This is a genomic window from Prevotella sp. tf2-5, from assembly GCF_900115435.1.
In the GTDB taxonomy this organism is placed as follows: domain Bacteria; phylum Bacteroidota; class Bacteroidia; order Bacteroidales; family Bacteroidaceae; genus Prevotella.
Genome location: NZ_FOWK01000008.1, coordinates 114457 through 131279, shown reverse-complemented (window position 1 = coordinate 131279; position 16823 = coordinate 114457). Strand labels below are relative to the sequence as shown.

At 48.5% G+C, this 16823-nt stretch carries 19 protein-coding genes; 13 read left to right on the top strand and 6 right to left on the bottom strand.

All coding sequences use genetic code 11. From position 1 onward, the window contains the following. The first annotated feature begins 57 nt into the window (after positions 1–57). Together BM257_RS09725 and BM257_RS09720 are read left to right on the top strand one after the other, a co-directional pair. Positions 58–1290: an LL-diaminopimelate aminotransferase gene (locus BM257_RS09725; protein ID WP_092071757.1), complete on the top strand. Its 1233-nt coding sequence runs from the start codon at positions 58–60 to the stop codon at positions 1288–1290. Positions 1291–1322: 32 nt separating this feature from the next. Further along, complete coding sequence (locus BM257_RS09720) at positions 1323–3539, top strand: glutamine synthetase III family protein (RefSeq protein WP_092071811.1); 2217 nt, start codon at positions 1323–1325, stop codon at positions 3537–3539. A 227-nt stretch (positions 3540–3766) separates the two neighbouring features. On the opposite strand, the gene BM257_RS09715 is transcribed toward BM257_RS09720, so the two are convergent. Both BM257_RS09715 and BM257_RS09710 read right to left on the bottom strand, forming a co-directional pair. Continuing rightward, positions 3767–4438: a helix-turn-helix domain-containing protein gene (locus BM257_RS09715; protein ID WP_092071755.1), complete on the bottom strand. Its 672-nt coding sequence runs from the start codon at positions 4436–4438 to the stop codon at positions 3767–3769. An 11-nt stretch (positions 4439–4449) separates the two neighbouring features. After that, the gene (locus BM257_RS09710) at positions 4450–5208 is read right to left on the bottom strand and encodes a hypothetical protein (protein ID WP_143096824.1); all 759 of its coding nucleotides are present in this window, start codon (positions 5206–5208) and stop codon (positions 4450–4452) included. A 395-nt stretch (positions 5209–5603) separates the two neighbouring features. On the opposite strand from BM257_RS09710, the gene BM257_RS09705 reads away from it, so the two are divergent. From BM257_RS09705 to BM257_RS09680, 6 genes are all read left to right on the top strand, one after another. Beyond that, the gene (locus BM257_RS09705; protein ID WP_092071751.1) at positions 5604–5918 is read left to right on the top strand and encodes a winged helix-turn-helix domain-containing protein; all 315 of its coding nucleotides are present in this window, start codon (positions 5604–5606) and stop codon (positions 5916–5918) included. Positions 5919–6007: 89 nt separating this feature from the next. After that, positions 6008–6382, top strand: a complete 375-nt coding sequence (locus BM257_RS09700; RefSeq protein ID WP_143096823.1) for a hypothetical protein — start codon at positions 6008–6010, stop codon at positions 6380–6382. Between the two features lie 152 nt (positions 6383–6534). Next, positions 6535–7029 carry an RNA polymerase sigma factor gene (locus BM257_RS09695; protein WP_092071744.1) on the top strand — a complete coding sequence of 165 codons (495 nt, stop codon included), beginning with the start codon at positions 6535–6537 and terminating at the stop codon, positions 7027–7029. After that, on the top strand, positions 7026–7643 hold the full coding sequence (locus BM257_RS09690; protein ID WP_092071741.1) for a hypothetical protein: 618 nt from the start codon (positions 7026–7028) through the stop codon (positions 7641–7643). Before BM257_RS09695 ends, BM257_RS09690 begins: the two co-directional genes overlap by 4 nt. Beyond that, entirely contained in the window at positions 7633–8469 is an 837-nt protein-coding gene (locus tag BM257_RS09685) for a hypothetical protein (RefSeq protein ID WP_092071738.1), read from the top strand. Before BM257_RS09690 ends, BM257_RS09685 begins: the two co-directional genes overlap by 11 nt. A 6-nt stretch (positions 8470–8475) precedes the next feature. After that, on the top strand, positions 8476–10683 hold the full coding sequence (locus tag BM257_RS09680; RefSeq protein WP_092071735.1) for an outer membrane beta-barrel family protein: 2208 nt from the start codon (positions 8476–8478) through the stop codon (positions 10681–10683). 4 nt (positions 10684–10687) lie between these two features. Here BM257_RS09680 and BM257_RS09675 read toward each other — a convergent pair whose 3' ends face one another. From BM257_RS09675 to BM257_RS09660, 4 genes are read right to left on the bottom strand one after another with little or no spacing between them, the layout of a single operon-like run. Continuing rightward, a complete protein-coding gene (locus BM257_RS09675; RefSeq protein ID WP_092071732.1) occupies positions 10688–11617 on the bottom strand; it encodes a calcium/sodium antiporter in 930 nt (309 codons plus the stop codon). After that, a complete protein-coding gene (locus BM257_RS09670; RefSeq protein WP_092071729.1) occupies positions 11607–12026 on the bottom strand; it encodes an RNA-binding S4 domain-containing protein in 420 nt (139 codons plus the stop codon). The genes BM257_RS09675 and BM257_RS09670 overlap by 11 nt, the downstream gene beginning before the upstream one ends. Next, positions 12007–12594, bottom strand: coding sequence for an aminoacyl-tRNA hydrolase (gene pth / locus BM257_RS09665; protein WP_092071726.1), 588 nt, complete (start codon positions 12592–12594; stop codon positions 12007–12009). Before pth ends, BM257_RS09670 begins: the two co-directional genes overlap by 20 nt. An 18-nt stretch (positions 12595–12612) precedes the next feature. Beyond that, positions 12613–13212 (bottom strand): 50S ribosomal protein L25/general stress protein Ctc, encoded by a 600-nt coding sequence (locus BM257_RS09660; protein WP_092071723.1) that lies wholly within the window; start codon positions 13210–13212, stop codon positions 12613–12615. Positions 13213–13415: 203 nt separating this feature from the next. Between BM257_RS09660 and nusB the strand changes: the two genes are divergently transcribed. Genes nusB through BM257_RS09635 form a run of 5 tightly spaced genes read left to right on the top strand, consistent with a single transcriptional unit; the run spans position 13416 to position 16810 of the window. After that, positions 13416–14354, top strand: a complete 939-nt coding sequence (gene nusB, locus BM257_RS09655; RefSeq protein WP_092071720.1) for a transcription antitermination factor NusB — start codon at positions 13416–13418, stop codon at positions 14352–14354. Positions 14355–14404: 50 nt separating this feature from the next. Continuing rightward, positions 14405–14728, top strand: coding sequence for a preprotein translocase subunit YajC (gene yajC, locus BM257_RS09650; RefSeq protein WP_177216076.1), 324 nt, complete (start codon positions 14405–14407; stop codon positions 14726–14728). A 48-nt stretch (positions 14729–14776) separates the two neighbouring features. Continuing rightward, entirely contained in the window at positions 14777–15754 is a 978-nt protein-coding gene (locus BM257_RS09645; RefSeq protein ID WP_092071717.1) for a YbbR-like domain-containing protein, read from the top strand. Beyond that, complete coding sequence (coaE, locus tag BM257_RS09640; RefSeq protein WP_092071714.1) at positions 15751–16329, top strand: dephospho-CoA kinase; 579 nt, start codon at positions 15751–15753, stop codon at positions 16327–16329. The genes BM257_RS09645 and coaE overlap by 4 nt, the downstream gene beginning before the upstream one ends. A 37-nt stretch (positions 16330–16366) precedes the next feature. Next, entirely contained in the window at positions 16367–16810 is a 444-nt protein-coding gene (locus BM257_RS09635; RefSeq protein WP_092071712.1) for a DUF5606 family protein, read from the top strand. Positions 16811–16823 lie beyond the last annotated feature (13 nt).

The window sequence follows — 16823 nt, the reverse complement described above, 5'->3', positions numbered from 1 at the left end:
AATCCCGAAATAACGGAATAACGAAATCCCGAAATAAAAAAAGAAAAAGAAAAAAACATGGCATTAGTAAACACCCATTTCCTCAATCTCCAGAACAACTACCTGTTCGCTGACATCGCCAAGAAGGTGAATGCCTTTAAGGTAATGCATCCCAAGGCTGACGTCATCTCCCTCGGTATCGGAGATGTCACCCAGCCACTCTGCCCTGCCGTCATCGAGGCGATGCATCAGGCTACCGAGGAGATGGCTACTGCCGAGGGGTTCCACGGCTATGGACCCGAACAGGGCTATGAGTTCTTGCGGAAGGCGATTCTGGAGAACGACTTCCTGCCCCGTGGCATCCATCTCGACATCAATGAGATATTCATCAATGATGGCGCCAAGTCTGACACGGGTAATATCCAGGAGGTGCTCCATTGGGACAACTTCATCGGAGTGACAGATCCCATTTATCCCGTCTATATTGACTCCAACGTGATGATTGGGCGCTGTGGAACTTTTGAGGACGGCAGGTGGACCAATGTCGTCTATATGCCATGTACGGCAGAGAACGGTTTTACACCCTCCATACCCAAGGACCGTCACATGGATGTCATCTACCTCTGTTATCCCAACAACCCCACAGGTACCGTCATCTCGAAACAGGAACTGCGCAAATGGGTCAACTACGCATTAAAGAACGACGCGCTCATCTTCTACGATGCCGCCTATCAGGCATATATCCGGGATCCGGAGATACCACGTTCCATCTATGAGATCCGTGGTGCCCGCAAATGTGCCGTCGAGTTTCACTCCTATTCCAAGACGGCTGGGTTCACAGGGCTACGCTGCGGCTTCACCGTCGTACCCAAGGAGGTGACCGTTGCCACCTTTGAGGGAGAGCGCATCCCCCTCCATCAGTTATGGAGCCGTCGTCAGTGTACGAAGTTTAACGGTGCCAGCTACATCAGCCAGCGTGCTGCCGCCGCTATCTATACCCCTGAGGGCAAGCAACAGATCCAGCAGACCATCGACTACTACATGCAGAATGCCGCCCGTATGCTCTCTGTCCTGAGGAGTCTGGGCTATGAGTGCTATGGTGGTGAGAATGCTCCATATATCTGGATGCGCACACCTGACGGCACTTCCTCATGGCAGTTCTTCGAGCAGATGCTCTATGGTGCCAATGTCGTCTGCACCCCAGGGGTCGGTTTCGGACCCAGTGGCGAGGGATACGTCCGCTTCACTGCCTTTGGCAGTCATGAGAAGACGGAGGAGGCTTTAGAAAGAATCAAGAAATGGTCAAAATAGACGATTATTAACAACACAAACACAAAATGAAGATGGAAGCATTAAGATTTCAGGTTGTCGGTGAGGCATTCAAGAAGAAGCCGCTCGACGTAAAAAACCCAGTAGAGAGACCTTCTGAGTATTTTGGCAAGAAGGTGTTCAACCGTGAGAAGATGTATAAGTACTTGCCAAAAGAAGTGTATGAGAAGATGATGGACGTGATGGACAATGGTGCCCGTCTCGACCGTCAGATCGCTGACGCTGTAGCCGCCGGCATGAAACAGTGGGCAACAGAGAATGGTGTCACCCACTACACCCACTGGTTCCAGCCTTTGACGGAGGGTACCGCCGAAAAGCATGACTCGTTTATCGAGCATGACGGCAAAGGGGGTATGGTGGAGGAGTTCACCGGTAAACTGCTTGTACAGCAGGAGCCTGACGCCTCGTCGTTCCCCAGTGGTGGTATCCGCAGCACCTTCGAGGCTCGCGGCTATTCCGCATGGGACCCCACATCCCCTGTATTCATCATCGACGACACCTTGTGTATCCCCACCGTATTCATCAGCTATAGTGGTGAGGCCCTCGACTACAAGGCTCCTCTGCTTCGTGCGCTCCATGCCGTCAATGTAGCGGCAACGGACGTATGCCACTATTTCGACCCGGAGGTGAAGAAGGTCACCTCCAACCTCGGATGGGAACAGGAGTATTTCCTCGTCGACGAGGGGCTTTATGCCGCCCGTCCGGACTTGCTGCTGACGGGACGCACACTGATGGGACATGACTCTGCGAAGAACCAGCAGATGGACGACCACTATTTCGGAAGTATTCCCGAGCGTGTCGCTGCCTTTATGAAGGAATTGGAGATCGTGGCACTCGAGTTAGGCATCCCTTGCAAGACCCGCCATAACGAGGTGGCTCCCAACCAGTTTGAGCTGGCTCCTATCTTCGAGGAGACGAATCTCGCCGTCGACCATAACATGCTGTTGATGTCGGTGATGAAGCGGGTGGCACGCAAACACGGTTTCCGCGTACTGCTCCATGAGAAGCCCTTCGCAGGTATCAACGGCAGTGGTAAGCACAACAACTGGTCGCTGTCTACCGACAACGGGATCCTGCTGCACGCACCGGGTAAGACTCCAGAGCAGAACCTGCGCTTTGCCGTATTCATCGTGGAGACCCTGATGGGTGTCTATCGTCATAACGGACTGTTGAAGGCGTCGATCATGAGTGCCACCAATGCGCATCGTCTGGGAGCCAACGAGGCGCCTCCCGCTATCATCTCCTCGTTCCTTGGCAAACAGCTCTCGGAGTTGCTCGACCATATCGAGAAGGCTGATAAGGAGGACATCCTGGCGATGGCTGGAAAACAGGGTATGAAGATGGATATCCCGGAGATCCCGGAACTGCTCATCGACAATACCGACCGTAACCGTACCTCACCTTTCGCCTTCACGGGTAACCGCTTTGAGTTCCGTGCCGTGGGCAGCGAGGCAAACTGTGCCAGTGCGATGATAGCCCTGAACAGTGCTGTCGCCGAGGCTCTTGTCAACTTCAAGAAACGGGTGGACGCTCGTATTCCTGAACTGGAGAAGAAACTGTCCGGCACAGGACATAACGCCACGTTCCATGCCATCATCGATGTGCTGCGTGAGGACATCAAGACCTGTAAGCCCATCCGTTTCGACGGCAACGGCTATAGTGATGAGTGGGTCGTAGAGGCTACGAAGCGTGGTCTGGATGTGGAGAAGTCATGTCCCAAGATCTTCGAGCGTTACCTTGACGCTGAGAGTATCCAGATGTTCGAAAGCCTGGGCGTGATGACGAAGAAAGAGCTGGAGGCTCGTAATGAGGTAAAATGGGAGACCTACACGAAGAAGATACAGATTGAGGCGCGTGTACTGGGCGACCTCTCCATGAACCATATCATTCCTGTCGCCACTCACTACCAGAGTCAGCTTCTGAAGAACGTGGAGAACATGGCGGCTATCTTCCCTGTCGACAAGGCGGAGTCGTTGTCGGCTCGTAACATCAAACTGATTGAGGAGGTTGCCGAGCGCACCTCGTCTATCGAGCGACAGGTAGAGGAACTGGTCAATGCACGTAAGCTGGCGAACAAGATAGAGGATGAACATGAGAAGGCGATTGCCTATCATGACAAGGTAGAGCCGAAACTGGATGACATCCGCTACCAGATCGACAAACTCGAGCTGATCGTAGACGACGCCTTGTGGCCGCTACCTAAGTATCGTGAACTGCTGTTCATCCGATAAGAAACATCACTTTTTCAGACAACAACTTCTTTTTTTGGTTGTTTGAAGTTTGCGAAGGGCGAGTGCAGAGCCATGCTCGCATGAGTTCTGCCGCGCCAAAGACAAACTCGAACGTGAGTTCAAGTTTGCGATTAGACCTGACGCTGAGACAGCGTCAGGTCTTTTCTGTCTTGCCAGGCATCTTTGTTGGTGTTTGCCTTCTGTCGATGATAGGAAATCCAAAGAACTCAACTGTCTTTCAGCTCATAGGCACGACCACGGTCTGACGTTATTTTCAGGTTAGAGTGCTGTTCCACAATGGGCTTCAGTCTGCGGATAAGGGTGTAGAGCGTTTCGCTGGCATCCTCTTTCTTAGGCCATAGTGCATCACAGATTTCTTTCTTTGTCAGCAGATGCGAGGGCGACATATAGAACATCTCCATCAGTTGTTGTTGCATCGGGGTCAGTTTCACTTGCTCCCCTTTCAAACCGAAAAAACGCCTGTCGGTTTCAGAATAGACCAATCCACCATAGCCACAGATGATTGGTACTTGTTTCCTGCGTTTCCAGAGACAGAACAATCCCCATAGCATCGTCATCATCCATAAGACCATAGCAAGACGCTGGTCGGAGAGTGCGAAGATCGTTGCCATCGAGCAATGAGGACGAGGACAGAAGCCCTGTCGGGTGTCAACTGCCAATAACGCATTCCCACGTAATGCCTCTATCTGCAAATAACGGTTGAATATCTGAATGGTATCAGCACTGATCACATCCGACTGCTGCTCATCCAAAGCAAGGGCAAGTGCCTGACTCATATCCTCGTTGACCTCACGCTCCGTAGCCCTGTAACTCGTAAAGCTTACCATACTGGAGGTGATAATCAGTGCGAAGAGCACGATGACATATTGGTGTTTCATATTAGCTTAATTTATCTTCTGATTCTTCTGACAGGCTGGATGGGGGCTTGCGGACGGGGCTGGAAACGCATGGGATTGTCACGGTCACCCCATACCAGTGCTTTCAGCAGACCACCAAGGGGAAGTTCAATTTTAGAATCCCCTATTTTAATATATGGATTGACGATAGGCTCCGTGGTCCATTTGCCATTCATCGGGTTGACATAGCGACGCACCCCCATCTTAGTACCGAAAGTCTTATTGAAACGGATATCCGCATAGCCTCCGTAAGTCGTGTTATTCACATACGGACTCATAGCAGGTCCTACCTGCATCTGGTTAGCGTAATAATAGCCAAAAGCATGGAGTGATACGGCATCACTGAGGTCATAGCCGACAGTACCACCCAATCCGTATTGTGTCGAAAGGGTACGATGCCAAGGCATCCAGTATTTGTTGGCGAGTGCGGAGGCTGTAAAATGCCATCGTCCTGCGTTTTGGTGAAGCATCATCATACCCGTTTCCGTGTTCATCAGCCCTGGCATCTGACTAGTTGCCCCATAAAAGCCAAGTGAAGCACCTTTCCATAGGTTCAGTCCTGTTGCACCTTGTTTGACCTGATGGGTATAACTAACAACCTGCGGTTCTCTGGGTATCGACAACTGAGGACGCATGATATCTGTCTGGAGGCGCAATGTGTCTCTCAGGAAATGCTGGTTGACATCCGTCTGCATCATATCCATTGTCTTTTCGGGTAATTGTGAACCACCGGTTTCAACTTGTGCCATCATACTTATTGGCAGAAGCAAGAGATAAAGACTTATGATACCAACTCTTTTCATATCATGGGCAAAAGTACAATTTTGTTTCTAAACAATATCATCTGTTTGTACTATTTAACTTTATATAGGTTTTTCCTGCAAAGTTATGAAAACAGGCGATGACAAGGGAAATAAATTCCTGACATTTGTCTGACAATTCATTTGTTTAGTTAAATCATGATCAAAAGTAAAGGTATTAATCTTTATTACTTTGATGAAAGACTTTTAAACCAAAAATATTTTAAGAAAGCCTTAATTTAATCATCTGTAAGGTTTTGTAAGGAAAATCTGCCTTCCTGTTTTGTTTATTCACTATAACTTTGCGCCGTCATTTATATTACTGACCCATCAAATAACGCAAAGTCATGAACGTATTACAAATCGGACGCTTTGAATTAAACCTGCAGAAACAGGAACTACGGTTCCATGCACTTGACGGGACACTTTCTTCCAGAAAACTGTCGTTTCGCGAGGCATCTATCCTTGGTATGCTGATAGAGGCACAAGGTGACATCGTAGAGAACCATATCCTCTTAATTGAATTTTGGGATGATGACAATATCTATAACTTGAATTCACTCTATGTCTTCATGTCACGTATGAAACATATCCTATCGGCAGACCCTTCCCTCAAAATCATCAACGCACGTGGACTTGGTTATCGCTTGATACAATTCTAATGTCTCACCTTTTTTATATATTATCCTTTACCCTTCTGTTGGTGACAACCACCTGTTGTGCTCAAGGTCCTGACGATGATAAACGTCACATGAAAACAGACTCGTTAAAAAGCGACTATGAGGAATGGCTACGCAATGAGCCCTTGAGGTCCACACCCCATGACAGTCAGACAATAACCCCGATGGAACCGCATATTTCCACCATCAACCCCTTAGAACAGATACCTGAGCGCCCCAAAGTCAACATAAATATCATAACGCCAGCATTGAGAACGGATATGCGACTCGCTTATCAAAGCCATTGGCTGGAGGAACGACGAAAGGAACAGCAGGGTGGAGCCATGATGACAGGTGTCAATCCAATATCCCTTATCGGCTATTTCATCAGTAAACTATTCCCACATCGAAAATCAAAGAGGGAGCGAGAGCATGAGAAACTGAAACAGATACTTGACAACTATTAATTGATAGCAGATTGATTTGTCAGACAAATGTCAGTCTTTATTTTAGGTCGTTTCATTTAATCCTTCTACCTTTGCGACAAATTTGTTAAGGTTTACTAATTCCTGTTTGGTTTTGGAGACGTTGAGTGTCTTATTAATGACAATGAGATAAAATGGACAAAGGCGCATTTGAACAACAAGCCCGCACATGGCATCAGAAGTCCTTGAGCGTAGGACGCAGCAGTGGGGCGGGCAACGAGGAGGCAGAGGACATCGCACAGGATGTGATGCTCCACCTGTGGCAGATGCGCGACGAACTGGACAACTACCAGTCGGTGGAGGCTTTGGTAACACTGATGACCCGCCACTTGGTAAGAAACCACCAACGACGACGGTCGATGGAGCCACTGAATGCAGAGAGCGTGATACTACTGACCCTCAGTCCTCAGGAACTCTTGGAGACAAAGGAGAACGAGGAATGGCTGACAAGGAAACTGGAGCAACTACCCACCACCCAACGCACCTTATTATACATGCGACAAGTGGAGCGACGAAGCCATGAGGAGATAGCCAGTCTGCTGGGTATAGAAATTACCTCCGTCAGTACACTACTGGCACGAGCACGACGGTCTTTATTAGAAGACATCAAACGAAGGAACAAGATATGATACAATACACCAAGGAATACATCCAACTATTGTTGACCGAGTTTATGGATGGTACGACAACACTGGAAGAGGAGGATATTCTTAACCAGTATTTCACCCAAGGCAACGTGCCTGCGGAATGGGAGGAGTATCGCCTGCTGTTTGCGGAAATGGAAGGGATGAAACCCCAGAAGAACCGAAAGCGATGGATAGGATGGAGTATCGCTGCCGCAGTGGTTGGAATGGCGATTCTGCCTGTTACCATGTTATGGCAACCTTCTCCTCTGCCCACCCCCTTGACTGCGAAGGCAGATTCTACAACAGTGCTACGTCCAGAGGCTCCCAACGAGCAACCTCTGCCTGATACTACAGCACTGCGCAAACAACAGCCTGTCAAACAGCAACGCTCACGACTGCGCAAGCCTAAACCTACTATCCACGACTACGACAAGGCTTATACGTTGATGGCGGAGATGGAACAAGAGCAGCAGGCTGTCAGACAACAGATAGAACAAGCAAGACAGGAGGTTGCCCATGTCCAGTTGACAGCAGCAGGCTTCGTTCCAGTAATGCAGGAAGACGGAACCATTATTTATGTAGAAGAACCAAAAGAATATTTCGCATATGAAGAGTAAAAACATCCTTATCACGGGTTTGCTGATGCTACTCCCTTCGGCAGTACTCGCACAGCAACACATCCAACAGGCATTCGATGCCCTGAGGAATAGTAACATCAAAGAAATAAGCTCAAGACACAGTGTGGAGAAGGATCCTGATTTAGGAACGATGGAAGGACTGGAAGACACCTACGACTTTGAGTTAACTGACAATCGGGATAAACGACTGATAGACAATATCCGGAAGGCTTTCGAGCTGGACGAGGCTCATGCCTATAGTGTCAGTACTGGGTCGAATGGCAATAGTGAGGACTTTGTCTCTCTCGCTGTTGGTGACAGTAATAAAGGAGGTGTTGCCATCGGACTGATCAAAGACTCGAAATGGATCTACGCTTGCTTCCTCGACCCCAATGACACACTACGTCAGCATCGCTATGCCTATGCGTTGGAATGGGCAGAGAATGGCAACAAGATCAGAGGACGTATCGTCAAGACCTATGCTACGACGCTGAAGTTCCGACAGGAAAAGAAGCAGTCAAGAACCATCACGGTCAATGGCAACAATTTCGCATTTGGCAGTTTCTTCTCCGATGCTGACACCAAACCGTCTGAGACATGGCTATCAGAGTTCAACACCTACAAGAACCTCTTTCTGAAGAATCCAGACGGAACAGCAGCCAATAGCTATGCCACACAGATCTATCGTCTTTGCAAGGATACCAAATCGTTGGAGGATGTGGAGAAGAACATAGTGGCAACAGAGATTGTGAAATTAAAAAAGAAAACAAAGGACGAGTTTATACAGCAGTTGTTTGACATGAGCATCGAACGACTCAAAAAGTAAGACGATATGAAATATTGGGAAACAGTATGTCTTTCGCTCCTGATGGCAGCGAAAGCAGGGGTTGCTATGGCTCAGACGGATAGTCTGAAAGTGGGAAACGACTCCATCACTTGGGATCAGCAGTTGGAGGGTATCGAGGTGAAGGCGCAACGCCAACTCATCAAGCAGGAGATAGACCGTATCGGTTATGACGTACAGGGCGACGAGGAGTCAAAGACACAAACCGTGATGGATATGCTGCGCAAGGTACCGATGGTGACGGTCGACGGTGATGATAACATCAAAGTGAAGGGCAACAGCAGTTTCAAGATTTATAAGAACGGACATTACGACCCTAGTCTGACAAAGAATGCCAAGGAGGTCCTGAAGGCGATGCCAGCTTCGATGGTCAAGCGTATCGAGGTCATCACAGACCCTGGTGCCCGTGAGGATGCGGAAGGTGTGGACGCTATCCTGAATATCGTGATGATGGACGACTCGAAACTTGACGGGGTGACGGGGGTCGTCAACCTGTATTATAACACCTTGAATCATCCTAACCTCTACACCTCCCTGACAGGACAGGTCGGCAAACTACTACTGTCTGCCAACTATGGTTATGGCGGGATGTCAAGACGTGAGACGGAGAATATCAATGACACAGAGCGTACCTTTCTACAGACAGGCAACAGACTGCTTTCCCATAGCGAGGGCAGCAACCCCGGCGGCATTCATTTTGGGGACATCAATGCCAGTTATGACATCGACTCCCTTAACCTGCTGTCTGCCTCATTTGGTGGTTATTTCTATAAATTGAACGTGCAAGGGGACGGCTGGACAGAACTCCTACCTCCATCAGGGGAGAATCTCCTCTATAGTTACAACAACAAATACTGGATGCCAGGGTACAGTCATCAGTCTTGGAACGGACGACTGGACTTCGAGCATAAGACGCGGCGGGAGGGCGAGCGACTCACACTCTCTTACATGCTCGCCCTGACGCGTCAACATACGGATCAGGAGAATGAATATGTCATCCTCAAGGGAGATCGCCCTTTCCCTTATACCAACACCCTGCAAACGGAACGGGAGCGATTTACGGAGCACACCTTTCAAGCAGACTGGCTGCGACCCCTTGGAAAAGGACATCAGATAGAGATTGGAACGAAGTATATTTATCGCAATAACAACAGTCATAACACACAGGACTATCGGGATGCCCTGCCAATGACAGATTATCAGTTCGAGCACACCACCCGTGTCCTTGCCGGCTATGCGGATTATATCCTTAATAAAAATCAATGGTCGGCACGTGCGGGACTACGCTATGAATACAGTTATATGGAGGGTAGTTATCCTGACGGGAAGGGAGAGACTTTTCACCAACGGCTCAGTGACTGGGTGCCACAGGCAAGTCTGAAATACCAGATGACAGAGACACAGTCGCTGAAACTGAACTATACCACCAGTATCAACCGTCCGGGTATCTCCTACCTGAATCCTGCCGTAGTCATCTCACCAACGATTATACAGAGTGGTAACCCCCAACTGGAAAGTTCTCACTCCCAACGCCTCAACCTCATCTATATGTTTGTAGGTAAGCATCTGACCCTTCAACTGGCTCCCGGCTACCAGTTCAGTAATGGGGGCATCGCCTCCATCCAGACAGCAGAGGGGGATATCCGCTATCTGACCTATGACAATATCCAACGCTATCGCCGTGCTTCCTTTGAGCAGTATGCGCAATGGAAACCATTCGAGACCACTACCCTCGTCTTCAATAATAACCTGCGCTATGAGCATTACGAGAATCCCAACCTCGGTTATCGGAACTTTGGGTGGTCGGATAATATTTACATCAACATCACCCAGAAGCTGCCATGGCGACTACAGCTGTCACTCAGTGCCTATGGCAAGATAGGACACAACCCCACTAATGTATATTACAAGATGCACGGGTGGTACGGCTATTACGCATCGTTACAACGCTCGTTCCTGAAAGACGACCGGTTGACGGTGCGCATCATGACCAACGACCCGTTTGACCGTTATACCAAATACTGTGACGAAGCCGTCAACGGTGACTTCCGCGATCTTGGCACCTCATGGAATCGTGGGCGTCAGTTTGCCATTTCCATCAGCTACCGTTTCGGTTCCCTGAAGGCAAGTGTCAAAAAGGCGGAGCACAGCATCGAGAACGATGATGTGGTAGGAGGTATCACAAAAGGGAACTAAAAGGTTACACGTTACTCAGCAACCAACCAAGATAGACGAGGTAACCGATAACGAGGAGGGCACCTTCCCAGCGCTCCACCGTATAACGGGTATAGGAGAACAGCCACACCAGTGATACGGAACCTAACATCATTCCCATATCCACAAGGGTGACACCCTGTATCTGCATAGGACTGATGGTGGCGGTGAGTCCTAATATTAACAGGATATTAAAGACATTCGAGCCGATGACATTACCGATGGCAATGGCAGACTGTCCCTTACGTGCCGCTACGACACTGGTGGCAAGTTCCGGAAGGGAGGTTCCTCCTGCCACTATCGTCAAGCCGACGACACCCTCACTGATACCTAAGGAATAGGCTACACGAGAGGCTGAGTCGACAAAGATATTACTGCCGATAACGAGGAGGGCAAGACCCAACAACACGAAAAAGGCACTCAGCCAAGGTTTCACGCTTTTGACTTCTGACACAGATGCTGTCTCTCCGACTTTTGCCTGTGATAAGGTGTAATACATAAATAAAGCGAAACCCGCAAGCAGGAAGATACCGTCCAAGCGTCCCAAAAAGCTGTTAAGACTCAGGAGTACCAACAGCACAGAGGCAAAGACAGAGAAAGGGATATCCTTACGGACAGTGCTCTTGCTGATCGTCATCGGGGCTACCATGGCAGCACAACCGACTATCAGCATGGCATTCATGGTATTGGAACCCACCACATTACCAATAGCCATATCTGGCGTACCTTTCAAGGCGGATACCATGCTGACAAAGAGCTCTGGGGCAGAGGTCCCTGCGGCAACTATCGTCAAGCCGATGATAATCTCCGGCACATTCATACTACGAGCCAAGGCAGAGGCTCCCTCCGTCAGACGGTCGGCTCCATAGAGCACCATCGCCACACCGGCTATAATCAATAGGATATCAAATATCATCTTCGTCAAAATCAAATTCGTCAAAGCCCTCCAGAGAAGGACCGATAAACTCATCCAACGCACGACGCTCTTTCTTGGTGGGACGACCTGTGCCACGGGCACGATCAATAAAACCGCTGATACGGTTCATCTCCAACAACTCATATTGGTCGGCTGGCGTTATATTCTCATAAATTTCCGGGATAAGTTTTGCCCCTACCCTTTGCTCGATGGTCTTTAATATCTTAAAGGAATAGGTCACAGGAGGTTTGCGGACACTGACGACCTCACCCACCTTCACCATCCGGGAGGGCTTGACGTTCATACCGTTCATCGTCACACGTCCGTTCTTGATGGCATCGACGGCGATACTGCGTGTCTTGAAGATACGGGCTGCCCACAGCCACTTGTCAACTCTTGCTTCCTCCATTCTTACCTAATTTATTGTATTGGTTCATGGTGATATCAATCCCGGCGAGCACAAAACTCTTGATGATATCCACCCCTAAGTCGATGGCAGGCTGTAACACCTTCATCTCCTCCTCGCCATAACGCCCTAAGACATAGTCTATCTGCATCCCCTGAGGATAGTCATTACCTATTCCCATCCGCAGACGAGCATAGTTCTGTCCGATGAGCTGCTGGATATGTCCCAAGCCGTTATGCCCACCATTGGAGCCGTTAGCCTTCAGGCGGAACTGTCCCAAGGGGATTGCCACATCATCGCTGATGACCAACAGACGGCTCTGGTCGATATTCTCCTTGTTGAGCCAGTAACGCACCGCGTTACCACTGAGGTTCATATACGTAGAAGGTTTGAGGAGAAACACCTTACGACCCTTGAGACTCGTCTCACCTACAAAGCCATAGCGTTTATCCTCAAAAACGATATTGGACGCCTTTGCGAAAGCGTCCAATACCATAAATCCAGTATTGTGGCGGGTCATGTCGTACTCGTCGCCGACGTTACCCAGACCGACAATTAAATACTTGTCCATTCTATTGCCAACTGGCTATTACTGAGCATCCTCTGCTGCAGCTGCCGAACGAGAAGCACGTGTAGCCCTTACAGAGCATACGATAACCTCCTTCGGAGTAGCAATCTCCAGACCCTCGAAGCTCAGTGAACCAACCTTGATGCTCTTGCCAAGTTCCAAAGAAGTGACGTCAATCTCGAGTAACTCGGGGATATTCTTATAAGGAGCGGTAACGTTGATCTTACGGATCTGCAACTGGAGCTTACCACCATCACGTACACCCTGAGCGTGACCAGTGAGCTTCACTGGAATACCGACAGTGATGTTCTTCTTCTCGTTGATCTCATAGAAGTCAGCGTGAATCAGCGCGTCTGTCGTGGGATGGAACTGGAGCTCCTTAATGATAGCCTTGTGCTCCTTGCCGTCAATAGTGATATTGACAACATATACATGAGGAGAATAAATCACCTTACGCATCTCTGCCATTGGAACGGCGAAAGAGAATGCCTCGGGAAGACCCTTCTCACCCTTTGTCTCACCATACAAATTACAGGGTACCAGACCCTCCTTGCGAAGCAGTTTTGAGGCTTTCTTACCTGTCTCGGCACGCTTCTGACCGTTTACACTAATTTCTCTCATAATAAACTGTGTTACTCTAAATTAAGTTATACATTTTTGCTTAATTCACCATCACACGATGCGAAAAGCGGGTGCAAAGGTACGAATTATTCCTATATTATGCAAGAAAAATCAGAAGAAAAATGGATTTTCCTTTGGTTTTTCAATCACTTCTTTGTACCTTTGCAGGTGATAAGAGTATCAAACTAGCTATTCTATAGAATATGATTAATCGCGAGTTAATAAGAATTAAGGTAGTCCAGTTAACCTATGCCTACTACCAAAACGGCAACAAAAACATTGAGACGGCGGAGAAAGAGCTTCTCTTCAGTCTTTCAAAGGCGTATGACCTGTATAATTATCTCTTAGCGCTCATCGTTGCGATTACCAGAGAGTCACGCCGTTATCTGGAGGTGGCTCAGTCGAGAGCAAAGCGCGAGGGGACGGAGATGCCGTCACAGAAATTCGCCTATAACCGTTTTGCGCTCCAACTGGAGGAGAACAAGATGCTGAACGAGTTTCTGGAAACAAAGAAATTGAATTGGGATGACGAGCCGGAATTTCTCAAGAAAATCTATCATCTGATTATTGAGAGTCAAGTTTACAAAGAATACATGGAGTCCGAAGAGGACAATTACGAGACAGACCGTGAGTTGTGGCGTAAGTTATATCGTACGCTGATACAAGACAACAACGACCTGGATGCCCTCCTGGAAGAACAGAGTCTTTATTGGAATGACGACAAGGAAGTGGTGGACACCTTTGTATTAAAGACCATCAAGCGCTTTGAGGAGAAACAACACTCGAAACAAGAGCTACTCCCAGAATACAGTAACGACGAGGACAAGGACTATGCCCGGAAACTGTTCCGCGCCACGATTATGAACGCAGACGACTATCAGCGGTACATGACGGAGGCTTCACGCAACTGGGACTTCTCCCGTCTCGCCTATATGGACATCGTTATTATGCAGATTGCCATTGCCGAGATGCTCACCTTCCCCAGTATTCCCATATCAGTAACCATCAACGAGTTTGTAGAGATTGCCAAATTATACTCCACCCCACGTAGTGGCGGCTATATCAATGGTATGCTGGACGCTATCGCACGTCATCTGATAGAAAGTGGAAGACTGCTGAAGCATATGGAGGAAAGGAGTTAACCCTCGAAACATCGGAATATCGAAATATCAAAAAAAAATTATAACATAAAATGACACAAATGATTCTCGCTGCTCAAGCCGCCCAAGGCGGTGGCAGCATGACCAGTTTTATTATTATGATGGTGGCAATCTTTGCCATCATGTATTTCTTCATGATCAAGCCTCAGCAGAAGCGCCAGAAGGAAATTCAGAATTTCCAGAACTCGCTGACAGAGGGTACTTCTGTGGTAACAGGCGGAGGTATCTATGGTACCGTCAAGAAAATCGACCTTGCGACAGGTGTCATCGAGGTGAAGATCGCCGACGGTGTGGTAATCCGCGTTGACAAAGGCTCTGTCTTCAAAGACATGGCAAGCACACCGACGCAAAAGTAAGTCGGAAGGGGCATGAGGTGAGAAATAAAAGATAAGAAGGGAGGACAGGTGGAGACACGGCGGATATCACTTTATATCAAGCGTTTCTTGTTCAATAGGACGAGCAGGGAATTCCTGGTATTCGCATTCTTCCTCATCCTGTCGGGCATCTTCTGGTTGATTCTGACTTTGAATGAGTCTTACGAGAAGGAAGTCAAGATCACCATGAAGATAGTCGGTATTCCCAAGAATGTGGTGCTCACCTCCAACGAGACAGACACCCTTCGGGTGATAATGCGCGACAAAGGATGGATCCTCATCAGATACCTCTACGAGAAAAACCGCAACATCAATATCTCGTATAAGAACTATGACAGAGGAAACGGCTATGGTATGGTGTCCTCGTCTGATCTCAAACGACTGATCACACAGCAAATAGAGATGACGACCCATATCAGTTCCGTGAAACCGGACCGTGTCGAGTTCTTTTATAATAATGGTGAGCGGAAGCGTGTACCTGTCAGATGGACAGGACGGGTGATTCCTGAGCAACTCTATTTCATCTCCCACGTACAATACTGGCCAGACAGTGTGGACATCTATTCCTCCAGGGAGAAACTGGATAGTATCAGCGTCATCTACTCTGAAGCCCTCAACTACGTAGGATTCCGAGACACCCTGATCGTCAATTGCAAAGCCTCCCATCCCAAAGATGTCAAAGTTGTCCCAGAACAACTGCGTATCGGTTTTTATACGGACGTACTGACAGAAGAGAGCATAGATGGTGTAACTATCAAGGCGATTAATATGCCACCAGGAAAAGTGCTGCGCACCTTCCCACCTAAGATCAGTATCCGTTTTGTCACAGGTGTCAGTCAGTTCCGCACATTACGTCCTGAAGACTTCACCGTGATTGCCGATTATAATGAGATCAGTCAACGCCCTTCAGATAAGTGCAACATCTACTTGAAGGAGATTCCTCAAGGCATCAGCAGGGCGACATTACCCCTCAAACAAGTGGATTATCTCATAGAGGAAGTGGAATGAAGATAGGGATTACTGGGGGGATCGGCTCTGGCAAGAGTTTTGTCTGTCGACAACTGGCTCGCTATGGGATTGAGGTCTATGACTGTGATGCCGCTGCCAAGCGGCTCATCCGCACTTCTCCGAAGATACGGCAGGAGCTGACGACACTCATCGGGTGTGACACTTATATAAACGGTACGCTCAACAAAGCCGCTGTGGCACAGTTTCTGTTGCAGAGTGACGACCATGCCAAGGCGATAGACGCTATTGTCCATCCTGCTGTCTTCCAGGACTTCGAGGAGAGTGGCATGACATGGATGGAAAGTGCTATTATGTATGAGTCGGGCATCTACCGGTTAGTAGACAAAGTCATCGTGGTGACCGCTCCTCTGGAAGTACGTATCGACCGTGTGATGCAGCGTGACCATATCACCCGGGAGAAAGTGTTACAGTGGATGCAACGCCAACTACCACAGGAAGAGGTAAGAAAGCGTGCCCATTACGAGATTATTAACGATGGCAAAGCCGATATCGACGCACAGATAGCGCAAATCCCCGAAATATCAGAACATCGGAACATCGGAATATCGAAATAACGAAACATCGAAACAACATAACAAAAAAGAAAACAATATGAAACAGACTATTTTAGCCATCTCGGGAAAACCGGGACTTTACAAACTGGTATCACGTTCCAAGAACAGCCTCATCGTAGAGGCACTTGACGGGACAGGCAAGCGTATGCCGGCTTTCGGTACAGACCGTATCACTTCACTTGCTGACATCGCCATGTTCACAGAGACAGACGACGTGCCTCTGATGAAAGTGCTTGCTTCCCTGCGTGACTTGGAGAAAGGAAAGACCGCAAGTGTCAACTACAAGAAAGCATCTCCCAAAGAGCTGCACAACTATTTCACCAAGGTACTGCCTGAGTGGGATCAGGAACGTGTCCACAACAGTGACATCAAGAAGTTGCTCCAGTGGTATGACATCCTTGTTACAGCGGGTATCACCGATTTTGAGGAGGACTTAGCTCCCACGGAGGGTGATAATATCGACGACCGGAAAGCAGAATAACAACCAACAGAAA

Excerpts from the sequence above, each read along its gene's own strand:
- BM257_RS09725 (WP_092071757.1), top strand. The coding sequence starts at position 58 with ATGGCATTAGTAAACACCCATTTCCTCAATCTCCAGAACAACTACCTG.
- BM257_RS09720 (WP_092071811.1), top strand. The coding sequence starts at position 1,323 with ATGGAAGCATTAAGATTTCAGGTTGTCGGTGAGGCATTCAAGAAGAAG.
- BM257_RS09715 (WP_092071755.1), bottom strand. The coding sequence starts at position 4,438 with ATGAAACACCAATATGTCATCGTGCTCTTCGCACTGATTATCACCTCC.
- BM257_RS09710 (WP_143096824.1), bottom strand. The coding sequence starts at position 5,208 with ATGATGGCACAAGTTGAAACCGGTGGTTCACAATTACCCGAAAAGACA.
- BM257_RS09705 (WP_092071751.1), top strand. The coding sequence starts at position 5,604 with ATGAACGTATTACAAATCGGACGCTTTGAATTAAACCTGCAGAAACAG.
- BM257_RS09700 (WP_143096823.1), top strand. The coding sequence starts at position 6,008 with ATGAAAACAGACTCGTTAAAAAGCGACTATGAGGAATGGCTACGCAAT.
- BM257_RS09695 (WP_092071744.1), top strand. The coding sequence starts at position 6,535 with ATGGACAAAGGCGCATTTGAACAACAAGCCCGCACATGGCATCAGAAG.
- BM257_RS09690 (WP_092071741.1), top strand. The coding sequence starts at position 7,026 with ATGATACAATACACCAAGGAATACATCCAACTATTGTTGACCGAGTTT.
- BM257_RS09685 (WP_092071738.1), top strand. The coding sequence starts at position 7,633 with ATGAAGAGTAAAAACATCCTTATCACGGGTTTGCTGATGCTACTCCCT.
- BM257_RS09680 (WP_092071735.1), top strand. The coding sequence starts at position 8,476 with ATGAAATATTGGGAAACAGTATGTCTTTCGCTCCTGATGGCAGCGAAA.
- BM257_RS09675 (WP_092071732.1), bottom strand. The coding sequence starts at position 11,617 with ATGATATTTGATATCCTATTGATTATAGCCGGTGTGGCGATGGTGCTC.
- BM257_RS09670 (WP_092071729.1), bottom strand. The coding sequence starts at position 12,026 with ATGGAGGAAGCAAGAGTTGACAAGTGGCTGTGGGCAGCCCGTATCTTC.
- pth (WP_092071726.1), bottom strand. The coding sequence starts at position 12,594 with ATGGACAAGTATTTAATTGTCGGTCTGGGTAACGTCGGCGACGAGTAC.
- BM257_RS09660 (WP_092071723.1), bottom strand. The coding sequence starts at position 13,212 with ATGAGAGAAATTAGTGTAAACGGTCAGAAGCGTGCCGAGACAGGTAAG.
- nusB (WP_092071720.1), top strand. The coding sequence starts at position 13,416 with ATGATTAATCGCGAGTTAATAAGAATTAAGGTAGTCCAGTTAACCTAT.
- yajC (WP_177216076.1), top strand. The coding sequence starts at position 14,405 with ATGACACAAATGATTCTCGCTGCTCAAGCCGCCCAAGGCGGTGGCAGC.
- coaE (WP_092071714.1), top strand. The coding sequence starts at position 15,751 with ATGAAGATAGGGATTACTGGGGGGATCGGCTCTGGCAAGAGTTTTGTC.
- BM257_RS09635 (WP_092071712.1), top strand. The coding sequence starts at position 16,367 with ATGAAACAGACTATTTTAGCCATCTCGGGAAAACCGGGACTTTACAAA.